The sequence below is a fragment of the Streptomyces yongxingensis genome (assembly GCF_055597465.1).
In genome coordinates this window covers 7,372,832-7,393,274 of record NZ_CM145717.1, presented here as the reverse complement: position 1 = coordinate 7,393,274, position 20,443 = coordinate 7,372,832, and the positions used below count along the sequence as shown (strand labels likewise).

The window sequence follows — 20,443 nt, the reverse complement described above, 5'->3', positions numbered from 1 at the left end:
CCTCGCACGATTGGTGAACCCCCCGTTCTGCCGAGTCGACGGGCCCCGGTGCCACGGACCTCGCGTCCGCGGCACCGGAGCCCGTCGTCGGGTATGTGTCCGGTACCCGTGGTCCGGGCGCGGCGGCCCGGGGTGGTCCGGGCGCGATGGCCCGGACCGGGTCAGCAGCCGATCAGACGGCCGCCCAGGTAGGACTGGATCTGGTCGAGGGAGACCCGCTCCTGCTTCATCGTGTCGCGCTCGCGCACGGTGACGGCGTTGTCGTCGAGGGTGTCGAAGTCCACGGTGACGCAGAAGGGCGTGCCGATCTCGTCCTGGCGGCGGTAGCGGCGGCCGATCGCGCCCGCGTCGTCGAACTCGATGTTCCAGTGCTTGCGCAGGTCCGCGGCGAGCCCCTTGGCCTTCGGCGAGAGCTGCGGGTTGCGGGACAGCGGCAGCACCGCGACCTTGACCGGCGCCAGACGCGGGTCGAGCCGCATCACGGTGCGCTTCTCCATCTTGCCCTTGGCGTTGGGCGCCTCGTCCTCGACGTACGCGTCGAGCATGAAGGCCAGCATCGCGCGGCCCACGCCCGCCGCCGGCTCGATGACGTAGGGGGTCCAGCGCTCGCCGGCCTCCTGGTCGAAGTACGACAGGTCCTGGCCGGACGCCGCGGAGTGCGCCTTCAGGTCGAAGTCGGTGCGGTTGGCCAGACCCTCGAGCTCGCCCCACTCCGAGCCGCCGAAGTTGAAGCGGTACTCGATGTCAGCGGTGCGCTTGGAGTAGTGGGAGAGCTTCTCCTTGGGGTGCTCGTACCACCGGATGTTCGCCTCCTGGAGACCGAGGTCCCGGTACCAGTTCCAGCGCTGCTCCATCCAGTACTCGTGCCACTTCTCGTCCTCGCCCGGCTTGACGAAGAACTCCATCTCCATCTGCTCGAATTCACGCGTACGGAAGATGAAGTTGCCCGGCGTGATCTCGTTGCGGAACGACTTGCCCACCTGCGCGATACCGAACGGCGGCTTCTTGCGCGAGGTCTGCTGGACCGCGAGGAAGTTGGTGAAGATGCCCTGGGCGGTCTCGGGGCGCAGATACGCGACCGAGCCGGAGTCCTGGGTCGGGCCGAGGTGGGTGGCGAGCAGCCCGGAGAACTGCTTGGGCTCGGTGAAGCTGCCCTTGTTGCCGCAGTGCGGGCAGTTGACGTCGGCCAGGCCGTTCTCGGGGAGCCGGCCGTGCTTGGCCTCGTACGCCTCCTCCAGGTGGTCCGCGCGGAACCGCTTGTGACAGGAGGTGCACTCGGTCAGCGGGTCCGTGAAGGTGGCGACGTGGCCGGACGCCTCCCACACCTCACGGGCCAGGATCACGGACGAGTCGAGTCCGACGACGTCGTCACGCGAGGTGACCGTGGAACGCCACCACTGCCGCTTGATGTTCTCCTTCAGCTCCACACCGAGCGGTCCGTAGTCCCAGGCGGCGCGCTGGCCGCCGTAGATCTCGCTGCACGGGTAGACGAAGCCACGGCGCTTGCTGAGGCTGACGATGGTGTCGATCTTGTCGGCGGCCACGGTGCTCTCTTCATTGATGACGACATTGACGACGAAGCGAATGCTTCAGGTTACCGGCGGCGGCACCCCCCGGATCAAATCGATAGTCGAAGCGATCAACAAGAGGACAGTTGTTGACAATCGTTTCCATCTTTGTTGAAAATGAGAGTCATGAACATACGCTGCCTCAGGCCCACGACCGCCCTCATAGGAGCCGCCGCACTGGGTCTGACCACCCTCACAGCCTGCTCCACCAACGCCGGAGACGGAAGGACGGACGGCAAGCTGGATGTGGTGGCGTCGTTCTATCCCATGCAATTCCTCGCCCAGCGGATCGGCGGGGACGCCGTCCATGTCTCCTCCCTGACCAAGCCCGGCGTCGAACCGCACGATCTGGAGATCAGCCCCCGGCAGACCGCCGATCTCAGCGAGGCCGGCCTCGTGGTCTACCTCAAGGGGCTCCAGCCCTCCGTCGACCGGGCCATCGCCCAGGCCGACCCGAAGCACGTGGCCGACGCGGCCTCGTACACCTCGCTGGAGGACCACGGCACGGAGGTCGAGGGCGAGCACGAGCACGGCGGCGAGGGCGAGAAAGGCCACGAGGAGCACGGCCACTCCGGCGACGCGGCCGCCGACCCCCACATCTGGCTGGATCCGGTGCGGTACGCCCAGGTGGCCGAGGGCGTCGGCAAGGCACTGGAGAAGGCCGACCCCGATCACGCCGCGACGTACAAGAAGAACACCACCGCCCTGGTCAAGGAGCTGAGCACGCTCGATCAGGACTTCCGGAGCGGTTTGAAGGGCCGTTCTTCGGACACCTTCATCACGACCCACGCCGCCTTCGGCTATCTCGCCGAGCGCTACGGCCTGCGGCAGGAGGCGATCTCCGGGCTCGACCCCGAGTCCGAGCCCAGCCCGGCCCGGGTCAAGGGACTGCACTCCATCGCCAAGAAGGACAAGGTCAACACCGTCTTCTTCGAGACCCTGGTGAGCGACCGCACGGCCAAGACGCTGGCGGGCGATCTCCATCTGCGGACCGATGTGCTGGATCCGATCGAGGGCATCGGCTCCAAGTCCAAGGGCGATGACTACGTCCAGGTCATGCGAGCCAATCTGAAGGCACTGCAGAGGGCGCTGGGCGCCAAGTGACGGAGGAAGCCATGGAAGCCGAGGAGACCCGGGAATCCGGGGTGGCCGGGGAATCCGGGGTGGCCGGGGAATCCGGGGTGGCCGAGGAGCCGGGCACAGCCCGGACCGCGGCACCGGCGGAGGACCCAGCCGCGGACCCCATATCCCTGCGCGGCGCCACGGCCACCCTCGGTGGCCGCCCCGTGCTGCGCGGTGTCGATCTGACCGTCCGCCGCGGCGAGGTCGTGGCGCTGCTCGGCGCCAACGGCTCGGGCAAGTCCACCGCCGTACGGTCCATCGTCGGCCAGGTGCCGCTCAGCGGCGGTGAGCTGGCTCTCTTCGGCATCCCCCACCGCCGCTTCCGCGACTGGGCCCGGATCGGCTACGTACCGCAGCGCACCACCGCCGCCAGCGGCGTCCCCGCGACCGTGCGGGAGGTCGTCTCGGCGGGGCGGCTGGCCCGCCGCCGGTTCGGCCCGCCGCGCAGGGCCGACCGGGCGGCCGTCCAGCGGGCCCTGGAGCTCGTCGGCATGGCCAACCGCGCCAGGGACCCGGTGAGCGCCCTGTCCGGCGGTCAGCACCAGCGCGTACTGATCGCCCGCGCCCTCGCGGGCGAACCGGAGCTGCTGATCATGGACGAGCCGATGGCCGGGGTCGACCTCGCCAGCCAGGAGATCCTCGCGGGCACCCTCCGCGAGCAGGTCGCCAGCGGCTCCACGGTCCTGCTCGTCCTCCATGAGCTCGGCCCGCTGGAGCCGCTGATCGACCGCGCGGTGGTGCTCCGCGACGGCTGCGTCGTCCACGACGGACCGCCGCCCAAGGCCGTGGGCCAGCACGCGCTGCCCGGCCACGATCACGTCCATCCCCATGCGGCGCCCGACGCCGAACCGATCCGGACAGGGTTGCTGACCTGAGATGCTCGAGATCCTCGACTACGCCTTCATGCAGCGGGCCCTGCTCGCCGCGGTCCTGGTGGGCATCACCGCGCCCGCCGTCGGCATCTACCTCGTCCAGCGGCGCCAGGCGATCATGGGCGACGGTATCGGCCATGTCGCCCTCACCGGCGTCGCCCTCGGCTTCCTGACCGGCACCAACCCGGTCTGGACCGCCGTCGGCGTCTCCGCGCTCGGCGCGATCCTCATGGAGCTGATCCGCTGGTACGGCAAGACCCGCGGCGATCTCGCGCTCGCGATGCTCTTCTACGGCGGGATGGCGGGCGGTGTGCTGCTGATCAACCTGTCGCCGACCGGCTCCAACGCCAACCTCACCACCTATCTCTTCGGCTCGATCACGACGGTCTCCCCCGAGGACGTCGTCGCGATCTCCCTGCTGGCCGCCTTCGTCGTACTGATCACCCTGGGGCTGCGCCGCCAGTTGTTCGCGGTCTGCCAGGACGAGGAGTTCGCCCGGGTGACCGGCCTCCCGGTGCGCACGCTCAACCTGCTGCTGGCCGTCACCGCGGCCGTCACGGTCACCGTCGCCATGCGCGTCGTGGGCCTGCTCCTGGTCAGCGCCCTGATGGTGGTCCCGGTCGCCGCCGCCCAGCAGGCCACCCGGGGCTTCGCGATGACGCTGGCGCTGGCGATCACCATCGGCGTCGTGGTGACCCTGTCCGGCACGGTCTTCTCGTTCTACAAGAACGTCCCGCCCGGCGCGAGCATCGTCGTCCTCGCCATCGGCGTCTTCGCCCTGATCACCGCCCTGGCCGCGCCCCTGGCGAAAAGACGTGCTCAGCGCGTGGCCGCGGCCGAGGAACGATGCACTCTGAGGGACGATGTACTCGTATAGTTCGCTGCTCGGGCCGTTCCGTCCACCACCCGGTCCATCGCTCTCATCCGCTACCCCGGCGATAACTGGCACAATGGCCGGGCAGAAGGCGCGGCGGGCGCGGAACGAGCCCCGAGAGCGACGGAGCATGCGAGGTTGAGGAGGCAGCTGTGGCGACCGCGGGTCCCCCAGTACGCGGCCGGTCCACCAGGCAGCGCGCCGCGGTGGCGGCGGCACTGGACGAGGTGGACGAGTTCCGCAGTGCGCAGGAGCTCCACGACATGCTCAAGCACCGGGGCGACTCGGTCGGCCTGACCACCGTCTACCGCACCCTCCAGTCCCTCGCCGACGCCGGCGAGGTCGACGTCCTGCGCACCACGGAGGGCGAGGCGGTCTACCGCCGGTGCAACAGCGAGGAGCACCACCACCACCTGGTCTGCCGCGCCTGCGGCAAGGCGGTCGAGGTGGAGGGCCCCGCCGTCGAGAAGTGGGCCGACGCGATCGCCGCCGAGCACGGCTTCGTGGACGTGGCCCACACCATCGAGATCTTCGGCACCTGCGGCGACTGCGCCGCGCCAAAGGCGTCCCAGGGCTGACCCCCACTCCACAGGGTCAGCCCTCGTTCCACAGGGTCACCCCTGCGGTCCGCTTCCCCCTGGGCCGTCACAGCCTTGTACTGAAACCACGCCCGTACGCGCGGCACCCTGCGCTTCGGCGGGGCGCCGAGTACCGTGCCAAGTACATGAACATTACGGCTACTTGGGGGAAAGCCTGATGTCCTTGTTTCCTGATCTGCCGGGACTGCCGGACCTCTTCATCGATCCGCCGTCCCCGAAGAAGACCGCGGGCGCCTTCCACACCACCAGCGCGACGGGGCAGAACAAGACCAAGCTGGACGACCCCGAGGCCGCCGGGAAGGCCCATTCGGGCTGGGCGGTCGCGAAGCCCAACCAGGAGTGCGTCACGGCATGGCGCAACCACCTGCACGACCTCGGCAAGTCGGCCAGGGAGGCGGCCGCCGCCATCACCGATGCCATGGACGACTACATGGACACCGATCTCTCCATCGAGGCGGAGCTCCGCAAGGACGCCCGCTGGCTGGAGGGTGCCTGATGGTCTCCGTACCCGACCTCCGATCCGCGAGCCCGCAAGCCTGGCGCGACGCCGCCACCGACGCCCTCACCGCCGCCAAGCACTGCGAGGAGATCGGCGCCTTCGCCCGCGACGACGTGGCCCGCACCATCGAGAAGCAGTGGGTGTCCGACGCGGGGCTCGCCGCCCGCCGCACCTTCGTCAAGCACGCCGAGGACTACGAAGCGGCGAATCTCGCGCTGCGCGAGCTCTGCCGCGTCTACGACGATCTGGCCGATGAGATCGAGGCCGCCCAGCGCGATCTGAACAGCGCGCTCGACTACGCCAAGGACCATGAGCTGACCGTCGACGACAGCGGTCGCGTCGCCAGCTCCAAGTCGGCCTCCGATCCGGGTGCCAACGGCCAGTCGGAGCCGGTCCGGCATGCCCAGGGCATCATCGAGGGCGCCCTGTCCCGTGCGACCAAGGCCGACACCGAGGCGTCGGCCGCGCTGCGGACCATCAGCGGCCTCACGGAGATCTCCGATCCGAAGCTGGTCAAGGAGGCGCTGAAGAAGAACAGCCCGCTGGCCATCGCGCTGCGCCTGACGGGGGCACCCAACGGTACGCATCCGATCAACGTTTCCCCCTCGCAGCTCGCCGCCGTGGAGCGGGCCGCGAGGGAGACGGGGATGAGCAAGACGCTGCTGCTGTCGATCCTCTGGCAGGAGCAGCAGTGGTACCAGAACTACGACAAGGACCTCCGCGGCCCCCTGCCGACCTTCGGCAGGATCTTCAACTGGACGCTCCAGCAGACGATCAAGCCGGACAAGTCGCTCGGCATCACGCATATGAAGCTGGGGACGGCCCGTAAGGTCATGGCGGACAACCGCGATGTGTTCACTGCGGCGGACGGCACCTATCTGGGAGACCTCAGCGATGCCCAACTCACCAAGTACATCGAGGAGAACCCCAACGAGGACATCCGCCTGAGCGCGTACTACCTGAAGGAGTTGCAGAAGAATCCGTACGGCTCGGACACGGACAAGCAGTTGTTCGTGCTCTACGCCGCCGACACCCCCGACGTCCGCGAGAAGAACGAGCAGTACGGGGACGACTCGGACCACCGAGGGGGCGACATCAAGGCCCGCGGCGAGAACTGGGACAAGCTCCAGCCGCGTCTCGAGGACGCCAAGGCGTGGGAGGCCCTGAGCGACGAAGAGCGCCAGAAGGCCCTGGAGCAGTTGGCGGGCGACACCCCCAAGGGGCACTCGTTCTCCATCGATCCGATCTACGGCGGCGAGACGCCCGGCACCGGCACCGGCGAGCCGGAGCCCGGAACACCGTCGCCGGAGCCCGGGAAGTCCCCCACCCCACCGTCCTCGGGTGACAAGAACGACGATGGAGGCGGCGGGGGCGGCGACAAGAAGCCGAGCGAGCCCAGCCCCGGTCTCACACCGCGTCCCTCGGCGACGGGCTAGGACCCCTGAAGAAGTGAGTTCATGAAGCGAGTGATCAGCGTCTTCGCGGCGGGGGCGGCCATGGCCGTCCTCGCCGCGTGCGGCAACACCACGCAGGGCGGCACCGGCTCGTCGCCGAGCCCGAGCGCCACGATGCCGGGCAATGTGCCCACGAAGCCCGAGTACCCGGACGCCGACGCGGTCGTGGAGGCCCTCGAAGCGGGCGGTGTCCCATGCGAGATCACCCGCCGTTCGCAGGGCAGTGGGCGCGGGGGCTCGAGCCTCGGATGCGCGTCCGTCATCGACGGCACGAAGTTCGAGAACGACATCCATGTACTCAATCCGGAGATCTTCGACCGCGACGACGTCGGCGATTCCATCGCCTCCCGGAGAAAGCCCCCCAGTAGCCAGACCCTGGTCGCCGCGGGTCACTGGTTCGTATGGGTCACCGAGCCCCGCTTCGCGAGCCGGATCGCGGCCGCTCTCGGCGGCGTCGTGCTGCCGCCCAAAAAGGCCAAGATCCCCGATTATCCGCTCCCGGACATCCCCCGCACCCCCCGCTACCGGACCGTCGGCGCCCTAGCCGACGACCTCGCGGCGGCGGTGGGCTGCGACGACCGGAAGCAGCGCTCGGACACCGTCCTGACCTGCACCACCGGCAAGGACACCGGCTCGCCCAACTGCGCCACCCTCGCCCTGCACGCCTCGGACGCCGACCGTAACGCGGTGCTGCGCGAGGCCATCGCCTACAAGGGCGTGCCCGCGACCCTGGTCACGGCCGGCAACTGGACCGTCAACCTCTGCGACTACGACCTCGGTTCACGCGTCGCCGACGCTCTGCACGGCACGGTCGTGTCCTACGACGGAGGCTGACCGCCATGCCCTCGGACAACCCTGGCCACTCCCCCGCCGCCCGTGTGCTGCGGCGGGCGGGATCCGCTCTTGGGCGGGGGCGGGCGGCGTTCGTGCGTTGCTGGGGCCATCCGCGTCTGAAGTGGCCCAAGCGCGTGGCGGCGGGCACCGTCGTGCTTCTGGTCGTGCCCCTCCTGACCGCCGGGGTGTCGCTGCGGCTGCAGTACGCGGGAGATCCCGCGCCCGGGACGCGGACCCGTGACCGGGACGCGGTGTGGCTCGGGCATGCCTGGGTGGACGGGCGCAATGGTGAGGCACAGTTGGCCGAGCTGGTCCGGCGGGTGCGTGGCACGGGCATCCGGGATCTGTACGTCCACGCGGGCCCGCTGGAGCACGACGGAAGCCTGCCCGCGGGGCGCTATCCGAAGGCCCGGTGGCTGGTGGACGCGGTGCGGCGGGAGCTGCCCGGGGTGCGCGTCCAGGCGTGGCTCGGCGACGTGCTGTCCACCGAAGGCCAAGCGGGGATGGACCTCGGCGAACGGGCGACGCGCGAGCGCGTCGTGCGCTCGGCGCGCCAGGTGCTGGACGCGGGGTTCGCGGGCGTCCACTTCGATCTGGAGCCCCTGCACTCCGGCGACCGGGACTATCTGTCGCTGCTGGACGATGTGCACGCGGTCACCCGTGCCCGTCACGCGCCGCTGTCGGTGGCCGCGCACCAGATCGATCCGCTCCCCTCCCTCCACTCCGTCGCGGGCTTCGTCGCCGGTCACCCCAAGTGGTGGTCGCAGTCGTACTTCGGCGCGGTCGCCCGCCGGGTCGACCAGATCGCGGTGATGTCCTACGACACGGCGATGCCCATGGAGAGCCTGTACGGGGGCTATGTGGCGCAGCAGACGCGGCTGGCCCTCGAGGCGACCCCGCGCGGCACGGACCTGCTGATGGGCCTCCCGGCCTTCCACACCGACGACATCGGCCACCACGCATCGGCCGAGACGGTGGCGGCCGCCGTCCGGGGCGCCCGCCTCGGCCTGAGTCGCGAGGACGCGCGCCGCGAGCGGTTCGGCGTCGCGCTGTACGTGGACTTCGCGGCGACGCCGGGTGACTGGGCCGCGTACCGGAGGGGCTGGGGCGCGCCGACATCGGATTGATCTCGGCGGGGGTTGTGGGTACGGTGCCCGACGTGATGAGTCCTGAATCAGACAGAACGGAGCCGCCGGTCGCTCGGCGGCGAGTCGTTCTCTGACCACTGATCTGACTTTGGTCTGACGCGATCTGACCCTTTGGGTCGATCTCGCTTCCAGCGACCGGACACGACTCCGTGTGTCTGGTTCCTCTCTCGGGCCCGCTCGTGGCGTAGTCCGACATCCAGCACGCGGCCGCTCTTGCCCGCATACGCTCATCGCTGATCGCTGGAGTCGACCTCTTGCCTGTCTTCCTCTATGTCCTCGCGCTCGCCGTCTTCGCGCAAGGGACGTCCGAGTTCATGCTGTCCGGTCTCGTACCGGGAATCGCCCGCGACCTCTCCGTATCGGTGGGGGCCGCGGCGAGTCTGACGTCCGCGTATGCGATCGGGATGATCGTCGGCGCCCCGGTGATGGCCGCGCTGAGCGCGCGATGGCCGCGGCGGCGTGCGCTGGCGGGCTTTCTGGCGGCGTTCGTCGTGGTGCATGTGATCGGCGCGGTCACGACGGACTTCGCCGTGCTCTTCGGAACACGTGTCGTCGCCGCGATCGTCAACGCCGGTTTCCTGGCGGTCGCGATGTCCGTGGCGACGGCGCTGGTCCCCGCGGAGCAGCGCGGCAGGGCCACCGCCGTTCTGCTGTCCGGGGTCACGCTGTCGTGCGTCGCGGGCGTCCCCGCGGGGGCGCTGCTCGGGGACTGGTCCGGCTGGCGTTCCGCGTTCTGGGCCGTGGCCGCCCTGTGCCTGCCCGCGCTGGCACTGGTCTTCCGTCAGGCGCCCGCCGACGCGGCGGGCCGCGAGGAGGTCTCGGTCAGGCGGGAGGCGCGTGCGTTGCGGTCGCGCTCGGTGCGGTTGGCGATGGTCCTCGCGGCCGTGGTCAACGGGGCGACCTTCGCGACCTTCGCCTACCTGGCCGTCATCGCCACGGACATCGCCCACCTTCCGGCCGCCGCGGTCCCGGCCCTGCTCGCCGCGTTCGGGGTGGGCGCGTTCGTGGGGGTGACCACGGCCGGGCGCACGGCCGACGGCGGGCTCGGGAAGGGCCTGCTCCTGGCGCTGTGCGTCCTGCCCGTGGGGTGGGCTCTGCTCGCCGTGACCAGCCCTTACGCGGCCCCGCTCTTCGTCGTGACGATCGTCCAGGGCGCCCTGTCGTTCGGCATCGGCTCAACGCTCGTCGCCCGCGTCATGCATGTCGCGCCCCAGGCCCCGTCGCTGGGCGGTTCGTTCGCCACGGTCGCGCTGAACGCGGGTGCCTTCCTGGGCCCGTTGATCGCGGGCGTCGCGACCGGGACGACGGGCGACTACCGGGACGCGGCGTGGATCAGCGCCGCCCTGGCCGCGACGGCGGTCGCCGCCGTCGCGGCTTCCCGGGCAGGGGTTGCCCGCGCCGGGGTCGAGGAAGCCGGGTAACCTCCGCGGGAGGCGCCAGTGGGCGCCCGGTTGAAGCGTGCGCGATAGGCCGTGGGAGTGAGTCCCACCCGGCCGACCATGTGCTTGCGCAGGGAGTCCGCGCTGCCCAGGCCGCTCTTCCCGGCCACCTGATCCATGGGCAGCTCGGTGGTCTCCAGCAGCTCTCTGGCCCGGTCGATGCGCTGGTGCAGCAACCATTGGAGCGGGCTCAGCCCGGTCTCCGCTGGGAAACGCCGGCTGAGGGTGCGCACGCTCATCTTGGCGTGACCGGCCAGGTCGGCCAGGGTGAGCGGGCGGTCGAGGTGTGCGAGCGCCCAGGCGCGGGTGGGGGCGAGAGAGGTGCCGCGCTCCGGCGGTAGCGGCGTCTCGATGAACTGGGACTGCCCGCCCGGCCGGACGGGAGGGACGACCGCGAGCCGCGCGGCCGCATTGGCGACCGCCGCGCCGTAGTCGACCCTGACCAGATGCAGGCACAGGTCGATGGCGGCGGCCGCGCCCGCCGAGGTGAAGATGCCACCGTCCTCGACGAAGAGGAGGTCGGGCTGCACATCGATTGCCGGGAAGCGAGTGGCGAGGTCATCGGCCAGCCCCCAGTGGGTCGTGGCGCGCAGCCCGTCGAGCAGGCCGGCCTGGGCCAGTACGAAGGCGCCCGTACACAGGGAGGCGATCCGCGCGCCGGCGGCCGCGGCTTTCCGCAGGGCGTCGAGGACCTCCGTGGGAGCCTGCTCGCCGCCACTGCCGACAGCGATGACCGTGTCGGCGCCCTCCACCGCGTCCAGGCCGTCCGGCACTACGACGTCGGGGCCGCCGACGGTCGGCGTCGGGCCGGGTCGCGCCGTACAGACGCGCACATCATAGTGCGGGACGTTGTTGAACACCATGAGCGGGATCGAGACGTCGAAACTGAGCACGGGCGGCACGATGACTGCGGCGACGCGGTGCATGGCCAGATCCTCCGGAAGCGTGGCATTCCGGCCAGTATCCCACGAAGCCGTGGAGCGGCACCGTTGTCCGCATGACATCTCATGTGATCGTGGGCCGCGGAGCCGCCGCGTCGAAGACCGCTCTGCTGCTGGCCGAGGACGGCGAGCGGGTACGCATGGTCAGCCGGACCGGCGGCGGGCCCGACCACCCGCTCATCGACAAGGTCGCCGCGGACGCGACCGACACCGACCGGCTCACCGAGCTGACGGAGGGGGCGGACACGCTGTTCACCACCGCCGCGCCGCCGTACCACCTCTGGCCCGAGCAGTTTCCGATCTTGTCGGCGTCACTCCTGGGCGCGGTGAAGCGGACCGGGGCCGCGTACGTCATGCTCGGCAACCACTACGCCTATGGGCCCGTAAGCGGGCCGATCACGCCGGACTTCCCCTTGGCCGCGACCGGCCCCAAGGGGCGGGCCAGAGCGCGGGTATGGGAGGAAGCCGCGGCCTCAGGGGTGAAGGTCACCGAGGTGCGGGCCGCCCAGTTCTACGGCGACGGCGCCTTCTCGGTATTCAGCCTCATGGTGCAGCGGCAGGTCATGGAAGGGAGGCTGGTCCTGGTGCCGCAAGAACTCGACGTGCCCCACAGTTACTCGGCGATCGGCGACACCGCACGCACGCTGGTCGCCGCGAGTCGCGACGAGCAGGCGTACGGCCGGGCCTGGCACGTACCCACCTCGACCCTGTCGGTGCGGGAACTGGCCGTGCGACTCGCCGAACTCGCGGGGGCACCGGAACCGCGGCTGGAGGAGATGACCGAACGCGATCTGACCCTGCTCGCGCTCAACGAGCCGTTCTGGGCCGAAATGCACGAAGTGCTTACCAAGCCCGGCCACCCGTTCGTCATCGACTACTCCGAGACCGAGAAGATACTCGGCGTGAGCGCCACCCCGGCGAACGACGTGCTCCGGGAAGTGATCTAGAGCGGCTCGGCGCGGGCGTTGCGCCGGCGGACGTTTCGGGGCGGCCGGCCGGCGCGATCAGCGGTCGTCGCCAACGGGTGCGAGCTGTCGGCTGAGCCTGAGCACGTCGTCGACCGTCCGGGGGTCGGTGCTTCCGCGGAAGGCGGGGACGGGGGTGGCGTCGGGGCCGATGAGCAGGCCGGTCCGGCCGTCGAGGGAGGCGTCGGTCGCGGCGACGACGGACGACCGGGCGGCCAGGGCCGCGGGTCCGGCGGTGGAGCGTTCGAACGTCCGCCGGACCAGCGGCCACAGCAGGCGCAGCGCCGGGGAGACGATCTTCGGTGAGCGCATGGTGCCGTTGGTCATGTCGGTCGCGGCGCCGCCGGGGTCGGCCGCGAAGACCGTGACACCGCTGCCGCGCAGGCGTTCCGCCAGGTCCAGGGTGTAGGCGAGGTTGGCGAGCTTGGCCCGGCCGTACCAGTGGAAGGCGTAGTAGCCACCGGGCGGTTCGACGGCGTCGAAGGTGCGCCTGGCGGCGCGTATCGCAGCGGAGCTGACGTTCACGATCCGGCTCGGCCCGCCGGCGCGGAGCTGGTCAAGGAGCGATTCGGTCAGCAGGTACGGCGAGAGGTGGTTGACGGCGAACGTCGCCTCGATCCCGTCGACGGTCCGCTGCCGGTCCGCGAACATCGCACCCACGTTGTTGACCAGGACCTTCAGCGGGCCCTCGGCCGCGAGGCGGGCGGCGAGCGCCCGGACGTCGGCGAGGGACGCGAGGTCGGCCGCCATGAAGTGCGGCTCGCCGCCGGTCGCGACCGCGGCGATCCGCTCGACCGCGCGGGCGCCGCGCTCGGCGTCCCGGCCCACCACGGTGACGGCGAACCCGCGCGCCGCCAGCCCCATCGCGGTCTCCAGACCGATCCCCCCGGTCCCCGCCGTCACGACCGCCCGCTGCTCCATGGGTCCGCCCTCCGCCGCCTCGCCATCCGTAATCGGATAGCTATCCGATTCGATGAGGGCACACTAGCACGACCGGATAGCTATCCGGTTAGCGAGGTGAACCAGTCGTCAGCGCGGGGGACGCAGCCCCTCGAGAAGGACGTCGAGGTAGACCTCGGCGCGCTTCGGGTCGCTGTCACCGGCACGTACGGCGTGCTCGATGCCGCAGAGCAGACGGCGCACATCGTCGGCCTCGACGTCCCGCCGGATGGCGCCACTCCGGCGGGCCCGGTCGAGCAGGTGCGCGACGGCCCCGTCGAGCTCGGCCTTGAGCGCCGCGGTCCGCGCGTCGGTATCACTGGCGGATTCGAGAACGGCGGCGAAGCCGCTGTCGCCCAACGCGTGCAGGAGGGTAAAACGCAGCAGGCGATGCAGCCCCGCGAGGGCGTCCTCCTCGGCGGCCGCGGCCTGGGCCTCGTCGACCAGTTCCTGAAAGCGCTCGGTCGACAGCGCCTCCCACAGCGCGTGACGATTGGGGAAATGCCGATAGACGGTCCCCACGCCCACCCCGGCGAGCCGGGCGATGGCATTCAGCTGAAGCGAATCATCACCGGCGGCCAACTGTTCGCGGGCGACCCGCAACACCCGAGCACGATTCCGCGCCGCATCCGCCCGCAGCCCCGGCTCCTGCTCGCCTTTCGCTGTCACGCGCCCAGCATAAGCCGCCGCCCTCGGTCCGATGCTCCCCGCTCATGAGTGCTGTACAGCAACGGTCACGTCGCCGGGGTCAGGCAGCGCGGTCGGAGCCTCGTCGGTGTACCAGGAGTACTCCAGAGCCGATAGCCTCCCATCGCTCACCCATAGCAGCAGTTCGCCGACCAACTCTCCGGAGGAGTCCTTCACAGCGCCAGTAGCGGGGATCACACCGTTGGGGACCTCCGCAGGCGGAAAAGACTCGAGCACTTTGAGATCCACGCTGGGCGAATCTCTCCCCCAGCGACCGACGACACGCGTTGCTGGAACCTGCTGCCTCAATTGCTCAGCGCCGGGAAACCGCGCTGACAGGAGCTTGTTGAGTACATCGCTTTCAGCCGCTCGTAGATGCCTGGGCGGATGCTCGACTGCCGCCATCATTTCCCTCCGGGGAACTTGTCTTCGATGAACGCCGTACCTACTCGCGGCACCCCCTTCACCATGGCTCCGCGAATCGTCACGACCTCGCCGTCGATCGTACGCTTGACCACAAACCCGCCAGCGTCCGGCAAGTCATCCTTTTCGCCCAAGCTATTAACGATGCGCCTGAATGCCTGTTCCCTGCCTCCAGAATTCTTGACGATGTCCTCGAACCCGTGCTTCGGAGGGTCGATTACATGCTCCAGCTTGCGCGGAGTGTTGTCCAGTTCGTAAGCCTTGTCCAGAGCCTCTTGTGGACAGCGCTGAAGACCGAGCGGATCAGCCCGGCCGAGCGAGTTGGTGACATACGCGTAATGGTTGGGGGCGGGGTCCAGGCCGAGGGGGTCCGGGGTGACGTAGCGGGCGGTCTCTGGGTCGTAGTGGCGGAAGTAGTTGTAGTACAGGCCCGTTTCGGGGTCGGCGTATTGGCCGGGAAAGCGGAGGGGGCAATCAACCGTTGATCCGCTCGCCCCGGAGGGGAAGTGGGGTGCGGTGTCGTCATCGGCGCCGGTGAATTTCTCAATGAGGGATTCGCCGGGCTCGCGCACCAGTGACGTGTGGTCGGTTTGGGTCAGGGGGCGGTGGGTGTCCGGGGCGTAGTCCCAGGTGGTGTGGTTGCCCTCTGATGTGGATTGCTCCGCAAGGCGGGTGTCTTCCCATGCGAAGGTCACCGATTCCGCCACCGTGCCGTCCTCGGCCAGGCGCTGTTTCGATATGCGACGGCCGAGGGGGTCGTACGCGTAGTGCCAGTGGTCGCCGTCCGGAGTTTTCGCGTCCGTCAGGCGGTCTTCCGCGTTCCAGGTGTAGGTCCAGGTGCGGGTCTGGCCGTTGAGGAGTTTGCGGGTGCGGCGGGTGAGGCGGCCCTGGGCGTCGTGTTCATAGGTGGTGCGGCCCGCTCGGTGGATCAGCGTGCCGGTGAACTCCCGGTCGCCGGGCGCCTCATGGCCCGGGGCCGTGGCCTGCGTCAGGTTGCCCGCCGTGTCGTAGGCGTAGGTCTCGGTCCAGCCGTGGGCGTGGACCGCCGTCACGCGGCCGACCGGGTCGAGGTCGAAGCGGCGGGTGCCCGACGTCAGTTCGCGGATCTCGGTGAGGTAGCCGTCCGGGCGGTAGGCGTAGGAGCGGTGTTGGAGGATCCGGTCCGCCTCGTTGCCACGGCCCTCGGCGATCGTCTGGGTGGTCAGGCGATCTGACTTGTCCCAGGTCTGCGCCAGCGTCACGGACTCGCCCACGCGGCGTTCCGTCTCTCGGCCCGCCGCGTCGTACGTAAAGGTCAGGGTGCCTGCCGTGCCAGTACGCAACGCGGTGGGGCGGCCCGCCGCGTCATAGGTCCACGCCGTCGTCAGGCCCGAGGGCATCGTGCGTTCGGTGCGGCGGCCCACGGCGTCATACGCGTACGTCGTCGTCCGGCCGTTGACCGTCTCGGACAGGACTCGGCCCACCGCGTCCCGTTCGAGAGTCACCACCGAGTCGGCGTTGCTCGCTTGGGTCAGGGCGCCCTGCGCGTCGTAGGCATACGTCGTCCGTGCGCCCGCCTCGTCGCGTTGTTCCGTCGTGCGGCCCAGCGCGTCCCGGGTGAAGTACAGCGTCTCGCCCGCCCCGTTGGTGCGGGTCAGCAGGTCACCCGCCGCATCGTGGGTGTAGCCGATGGTGCGGCCGTTGAAGTCCGTCTCGGAGGTGAGCCGGCCCGCCGGGTCGTAGCTGTAGGTCCACGTCAGGCCCTGGGGGTTGGTGACCTCGGTCAGGCGCAGCTCGGTGTCGTAGGCGAAGGCGTACCTCGCGCCGTCCGGCTCCGTACGGGTGGCCGGGACGTCGAAGTGGGTGGACGTCTGATGGGTGGTGTGGCCCGCCGGGTCCGTGTGGGTGAGGAGGTTGCCCTCGCCGTCCCAGGTCCAGCTCTCCCTGGCCCCGTCCGGCTCCTCCCGCCACGCCGGTTTGCCCTCGGTCGTCCAGCCCATACGGGTGGTGTGGCCCAGCGGATCCGTCACCTCCACCACCCGGCCGAAGGGGTCCCGGCGAACACTCGTGGTGTGCCCCAGCGGATCCGTCACGGCAATGGGGAGCCCGGCCCCGTCCGGGGTCAGGCGCGTGGTGTTGCCCAGCGCGTCCGTCACCTCGGCCAGGTGACCCCGCTCGGTGTAACCGTACGCCGTGGTCGACCCCGCCGGATTCCCCCGGCTCCGGCACCGGGTACACCAGCCGCATCCCGTCCGCGGCGGCGAACACCACGCCCTCCGCGTCCAGTTGGACCCGCTCGTCCAGCAGGCTGGCCCACGTCGGGCCGAACCACACCCCGCCCCGGTACGAGGACACATGCGTGCGCTCGAAGACCAGCGGCAACGACCCCGGCAGCGTCAGATCAGTCTGCTCCATCAGCATCGCACCCGTCGCGATGTCGATCGGCTCACCCGTACACGGACACTTCTTGGCCGGACGGGCGGCCGGACCCTCCTCCACGAGATTCGGGCGCAGCGAGGGCACCTTCGGCGGCTTGAGCAGATCCGGAACACCGGTGAGCTTCGGCATCACACCGGGCTTGAGCACCCCCAACCCCGCGCCGAAGATCCCGCCGTCGATCATGCCGTCCTTGGCCGCCTGGTTGACCTCGTCCAGGCTGAAACCCTTCTGCTGCCCCAGGGCGATCTTCACCGGCTGCGCCACCGCCGCGTCGATCGTCACCGACAGCACACTGGTGAAAACCGCGCCAGTCAGCATCTCCGCCGCGATGACAGCGACCGACTCCTCCACGGCGACGCCCAGACCGGCGGCCATGGCGATGATCTCCGCCGCTACACCATCGGAGGCGCCCCCGGTGACGATGGTCAGCAGCCCGCCGCCAACGAGTGCGACGGCATCGATGCTGATCTGCGTCCACAGCTTCTCGATCGCGTCATCGACCGTGTCGGCGAACTTGTCCAGCGCTTTGGCCATGTTCCGGGCGGACTTGGCGAGATTGCTCAGCCAGCCCTCGTCCTCGCCCTTAGCGTACCGGCCCCAGAAGGTCTCGAAGGCGTCGATCGCCTCGCCCTTGTTGTGGTGGATGAGCGTCGTGGCCGCCTTGTTGGTCGCGACGCGCACATCGTCCACACTGTCGGCGAACGTCCGCCAGGCGTCCGCGGCGTGGCGCAGCGTGCCGGAGTTGGCGTCCGGCCACCACATGCCCAGCTTCATGAGGAGGGCCTTGGCCTTGTCCTCGATGCTCACCGGCCGCCACCGTGGCCCGGCCCGTCCTTCTTGGCCTTGGTGAACATGCCCTCGATGAGCTTGTCGTTGTCGACATGCCCGTCGGCCATGTCGTTCATCGCCTCGTAGATGCTGGTCAGGCCGAGGACAACAATGCCGGCCGCCGACTCGATGTGCTTCTGGTTCGGCTTGTACTGCTTGCCGAAGTCCTTACCCGGCTTGTCGTCCCCCCACGGCTCGCCATAACCGTCCAGCGTCGAGATCAGCGTGGTCAGCGCCTCACTCAGCTTCACCGCCTGGTGATGGAACGTCGGCGCGACAGACTTGATGTCAGCCACCTTGATGTCCAGGACCTTGCCGTCGCCGTGCCCGCCGCCACTGTGCCCGCCGCCGCTGCCCATGCGACGCCTCCCCCGCTGCGCGTTTGTCGTACAAAGCTCCCAGGCTAGGGCGACGACCCTCACGGACCGTTCAACGTGGCCTCTACAGCGAGTAAAGAGCGCTCACCTCGGCGCGCGCCCCGCTCCCCCTCCCGAGGGCCATTGACGAAGCGGAACACGGATCCGTATATTAATCGGAACCGCGCTCCGCTTTCGGGCGGAGCCGCAACAGCGCTGTAAGGAGAGTGCAGGAGTGATTCTGGTCACCGGGGGGCTCGGCTTCATCGGCTCCCACACCGTGCAGGCACTTCTGGACGCGGGCGAGGAGTGTGTGCTGGTCCAGCGTCGCCCCGCCGACCTGCCGGAGGGTCGTTTCAGCGCGCCGGTCGCGGTGGAGCGGGCCGACATCACCGATCTGAGCGCGCTGCTCGACGTCGGCACGCGCCACAAGATCACCGGCATCGTGCACCTCGCGGGGTCCATGCCCTGGCCGCCGGACCCCGAGCAGCCCATCGAGGCGACGCGCACGGCGATCGGCGGCCTGCTCAACGTCCTCCAGGCCGCGCGGGACTGGGGCGTGCGGCGGGTGGGCGTGGCGAGCACGATCGGTGTCTACGGCGGCGGGACGGAGGCCGCGCTCACCGAGGACATGCCCGTGTCGCTGAGCTCGGGGCACCTCATCCCGACCTTCAAGAAGATCGGCGAGCTGCTCAACGACCACCTGGCCGACGCCACCGGCATCGAGATCATCAACTACCGCATCTCCGGGATCTGGGGGCCGCTCGAGCCCCACGGCCCGCTGTTCTTCGCCGCCCCCGAGCTCGTCCACGCCGCCGCGCGCGGCACCGAGCCGGACCTCTCCCCCCTCCCGGGGCCCGCGTACGCGGAGGACGCGCTCGACCTGTGCTACGCGAAGGACGCGGGCCGGGCCATCGCGCTCCTCCAGCTCGCGGACCGTCTCAACCACCGCACCTACAACGTGGCCTCCGGCCGCGCCACGAGCAACGCCCAGATCATCGCCGCCATCAAGAAGGTCGTCCCGGACGCCCGGGTCGACCTCCCCACCGGCGGCACCACCCCGCCGCGCTACCTCGACATCACCCGCATCCGGCAGGACACCGGCTACGCGCCCGCCTACGACACCGAGCGCGCGGTCGCCGAGTACATCGCCTGGCTGCGGGCGGGCAATGAGCGGTGACCCAGACCTGGAGTCCCGAGTCAGCGACGGGTGAGGTGGGTGAGCGTGACGCCGTTGGGGAAGGCCGTGCGCTCGGCGACGTCGAAGACGGTGGGATCGAAGGCGCCGTCGAAGGCCGGGATCCCGGCACCCGCGACGACGGGGTAGTTCTTGATCACCAGTTCGTCGATCTCCGGCAGCAGGGCACCCGCGAGCTTGCCGCCACCGCAGAGCCACACGCCCAGCCCCGCGCCGTCCTCCCGCTTGAGCTCGCGTACGAGGGCGAGCGGGTCGCCCGGGACGACGGTGACGGCCGGGTCGGTGTCGGGCTCGAGGGTGCTGGACACCACGTACTGGCGCAGGTGGGCGTACGGGCTGGTGATCCCCGCGTCGAGGGCGGGGCGGTAGGCGCCGAGGCCCATGATGACGGTGTCGAAGTGCCGGTTGGGCGCGTCGGCCAGGCCGATCGCCGCGCGGTACCCGGTCGGGACCGTCTCGGGAAACAGCGTATTGGTCCAGGCCGAGTAGGCGGCGGACTGCTGTTCGTCGCCGCTGGGGAAGAAGTCGTACTCGCCGCCGGGGCCCGCGATGCGGCCATCGAGCGTGACACCGACGTAGTACACGAGCTTTCGCACCTTTAGCCGCTCCATACGTAGTACTCTGGTTGAAGTGGTTTGAACGTAGTACTACAGATGGAGTGGTGTCAATGGTGAGACGGAACGACCAGCGGCGCGCGGCCCTCGTGGACGCCGCGATCGAGGTGCTGGCCAGGGAAGGCGCACGCGGCCTGACCTTCCGCGCGGTGGACGCCGAGGCCGCCGTACCCGCCGGGACCGCGTCCAACTACTTCGGCAGCCGCGACGATCTGCTCACCCAGGCCGGTGCCCGGGTCTATGAGCGGCTCCAGCCCGACGAGGCCACGATCGCCCGCCAGCGGGCGGCGGGCCGCGACCGGGAGACCTACGCGGAGCTGATGCGTGAGCTCGTGAGCCGCGTCGCATCGTTCCGCACCGGCTATCTGGCGCTGCTGGAACTCCGCCTCGAGGCCACCCGCCGGCCCGAGCTGCGCAAGGTCCTCACCGAGCGGGTCCGGGCCGACCTCGACGCGAACGTCGCGTACCACGAGGAGTCGGGCCTCCCTGGCGACGCCACGGCCGTCAAGCTGCTCGTGCTGGCGCTGAACTGGCTGATCGTCGAGCAGCTCACCTTGCCGGACGTCTTCACGGAGGCGGAGCGGGATCAGTTGGTGGCGGCCGCGGTGGACCGCATCGTGGCGGCGGAGTGAGGATCGGGTCCGGGCTCACCGCCCGGGTCCGGG

19 protein-coding genes and 2 pseudogenes are annotated in these 20,443 nt (G+C 70.0%); 12 read left to right on the top strand and 9 right to left on the bottom strand.

The features are described from left to right. Positions 1 to 161: 161 nt before the first annotated feature. Complete coding sequence (locus ACZ6TD_RS31445; protein WP_210945064.1) at positions 162 to 1,544, bottom strand: glycine--tRNA ligase; 1,383 nt, start codon at positions 1,542 to 1,544, stop codon at positions 162 to 164. A 150-nt stretch (positions 1,545 to 1,694) separates the two neighbouring features. Between ACZ6TD_RS31445 and ACZ6TD_RS31440 the strand changes: the two genes are divergently transcribed. From ACZ6TD_RS31440 to ACZ6TD_RS31400, 9 genes are all read left to right on the top strand, one after another. Then, positions 1,695 to 2,672: a metal ABC transporter substrate-binding protein gene (locus tag ACZ6TD_RS31440; RefSeq protein WP_471343528.1), complete on the top strand. Its 978-nt coding sequence runs from the start codon at positions 1,695 to 1,697 to the stop codon at positions 2,670 to 2,672. A gap of 11 nt (positions 2,673 to 2,683) precedes the next feature. Beyond that, entirely contained in the window at positions 2,684 to 3,565 is an 882-nt protein-coding gene (locus ACZ6TD_RS31435) for a metal ABC transporter ATP-binding protein (RefSeq protein WP_471343527.1), read from the top strand. Between the two features lies 1 nt (position 3,566). Further along, positions 3,567 to 4,439 carry a metal ABC transporter permease gene (locus ACZ6TD_RS31430; protein ID WP_471343526.1) on the top strand — a complete coding sequence of 291 codons (873 nt, stop codon included), beginning with the start codon at positions 3,567 to 3,569 and terminating at the stop codon, positions 4,437 to 4,439. A 149-nt stretch (positions 4,440 to 4,588) separates the two neighbouring features. After that, positions 4,589 to 5,014, top strand: coding sequence for a Fur family transcriptional regulator (locus tag ACZ6TD_RS31425; RefSeq protein WP_470005949.1), 426 nt, complete (start codon positions 4,589 to 4,591; stop codon positions 5,012 to 5,014). Positions 5,015 to 5,192: 178 nt separating this feature from the next. Continuing rightward, positions 5,193 to 5,531 carry a hypothetical protein gene (locus tag ACZ6TD_RS31420; RefSeq protein ID WP_471343525.1) on the top strand — a complete coding sequence of 113 codons (339 nt, stop codon included), beginning with the start codon at positions 5,193 to 5,195 and terminating at the stop codon, positions 5,529 to 5,531. Next, entirely contained in the window at positions 5,531 to 6,970 is a 1,440-nt protein-coding gene (locus ACZ6TD_RS31415) for a hypothetical protein (RefSeq protein ID WP_471343523.1), read from the top strand. Before ACZ6TD_RS31420 ends, ACZ6TD_RS31415 begins: the two co-directional genes overlap by 1 nt. Positions 6,971 to 6,991: 21 nt before the next feature. After that, on the top strand, positions 6,992 to 7,822 hold the full coding sequence (locus ACZ6TD_RS31410; protein WP_471343522.1) for a hypothetical protein: 831 nt from the start codon (positions 6,992 to 6,994) through the stop codon (positions 7,820 to 7,822). A 5-nt stretch (positions 7,823 to 7,827) separates the two neighbouring features. Next, positions 7,828 to 8,949, top strand: a complete 1,122-nt coding sequence (locus tag ACZ6TD_RS31405) for a glycoside hydrolase family 18 protein (protein ID WP_471343521.1) — start codon at positions 7,828 to 7,830, stop codon at positions 8,947 to 8,949. A gap of 275 nt (positions 8,950 to 9,224) precedes the next feature. Further along, positions 9,225 to 10,391: a Cmx/CmrA family chloramphenicol efflux MFS transporter gene (locus ACZ6TD_RS31400; RefSeq protein WP_471343520.1), complete on the top strand. Its 1,167-nt coding sequence runs from the start codon at positions 9,225 to 9,227 to the stop codon at positions 10,389 to 10,391. Here ACZ6TD_RS31400 and ACZ6TD_RS31395 read toward each other — a convergent pair. Further along, a complete protein-coding gene (locus tag ACZ6TD_RS31395; RefSeq protein ID WP_471343519.1) occupies positions 10,283 to 11,335 on the bottom strand; it encodes a GlxA family transcriptional regulator in 1,053 nt (350 codons plus the stop codon). The two genes, ACZ6TD_RS31400 and ACZ6TD_RS31395, sit on opposite strands and share 109 nt — an antisense overlap. A gap of 71 nt (positions 11,336 to 11,406) precedes the next feature. On the opposite strand from ACZ6TD_RS31395, the gene ACZ6TD_RS31390 reads away from it, so the two are divergent. Then, positions 11,407 to 12,297, top strand: a complete 891-nt coding sequence (locus ACZ6TD_RS31390; protein WP_471343517.1) for a Rossmann-fold NAD(P)-binding domain-containing protein — start codon at positions 11,407 to 11,409, stop codon at positions 12,295 to 12,297. A gap of 57 nt (positions 12,298 to 12,354) precedes the next feature. Here the strand turns inward: ACZ6TD_RS31390 and ACZ6TD_RS31385 are convergent, their stop codons facing one another. The 6 genes and pseudogenes from ACZ6TD_RS31385 to ACZ6TD_RS31360 all read right to left on the bottom strand — a co-directional run bounded on the left by ACZ6TD_RS31385 (position 12,355) and on the right by ACZ6TD_RS31360 (position 17,969). Further along, positions 12,355 to 13,236: an SDR family NAD(P)-dependent oxidoreductase gene (locus ACZ6TD_RS31385; RefSeq protein ID WP_471343515.1), complete on the bottom strand. Its 882-nt coding sequence runs from the start codon at positions 13,234 to 13,236 to the stop codon at positions 12,355 to 12,357. Positions 13,237 to 13,344: 108 nt separating this feature from the next. Continuing rightward, on the bottom strand, positions 13,345 to 13,923 hold the full coding sequence (locus ACZ6TD_RS31380; RefSeq protein ID WP_471343513.1) for a TetR/AcrR family transcriptional regulator: 579 nt from the start codon (positions 13,921 to 13,923) through the stop codon (positions 13,345 to 13,347). A 42-nt stretch (positions 13,924 to 13,965) separates the two neighbouring features. Further along, positions 13,966 to 14,190 carry a hypothetical protein gene (locus tag ACZ6TD_RS31375; protein ID WP_344595006.1) on the bottom strand — a complete coding sequence of 75 codons (225 nt, stop codon included), beginning with the start codon at positions 14,188 to 14,190 and terminating at the stop codon, positions 13,966 to 13,968. A gap of 155 nt (positions 14,191 to 14,345) precedes the next feature. Next, a pseudogene (locus ACZ6TD_RS31370) lies at positions 14,346 to 16,556 on the bottom strand (RHS repeat-associated core domain-containing protein); the annotation flags it as partial. A 79-nt stretch (positions 16,557 to 16,635) separates the two neighbouring features. Next, a pseudogene (locus tag ACZ6TD_RS31365) lies at positions 16,636 to 17,544 on the bottom strand (DUF6531 domain-containing protein); the annotation flags it as partial. Positions 17,545 to 17,585: 41 nt separating this feature from the next. Next, complete coding sequence (locus ACZ6TD_RS31360; protein WP_471343511.1) at positions 17,586 to 17,969, bottom strand: hypothetical protein; 384 nt, start codon at positions 17,967 to 17,969, stop codon at positions 17,586 to 17,588. Positions 17,970 to 18,201: 232 nt separating this feature from the next. Between ACZ6TD_RS31360 and ACZ6TD_RS31355 the strand changes: the two genes are divergently transcribed. Next, positions 18,202 to 19,146, top strand: coding sequence for an NAD-dependent epimerase/dehydratase family protein (locus ACZ6TD_RS31355; protein WP_471343509.1), 945 nt, complete (start codon positions 18,202 to 18,204; stop codon positions 19,144 to 19,146). Between the two features lie 20 nt (positions 19,147 to 19,166). Here the strand turns inward: ACZ6TD_RS31355 and ACZ6TD_RS31350 are convergent, their stop codons facing one another. Beyond that, entirely contained in the window at positions 19,167 to 19,760 is a 594-nt protein-coding gene (locus tag ACZ6TD_RS31350) for a dihydrofolate reductase family protein (protein WP_471343507.1), read from the bottom strand. A 71-nt stretch (positions 19,761 to 19,831) separates the two neighbouring features. Between ACZ6TD_RS31350 and ACZ6TD_RS31345 the strand changes: the two genes are divergently transcribed. Continuing rightward, positions 19,832 to 20,410: a TetR/AcrR family transcriptional regulator gene (locus ACZ6TD_RS31345; RefSeq protein ID WP_471343506.1), complete on the top strand. Its 579-nt coding sequence runs from the start codon at positions 19,832 to 19,834 to the stop codon at positions 20,408 to 20,410. The last annotated feature ends 33 nt before the right edge of the window (positions 20,411 to 20,443 follow it).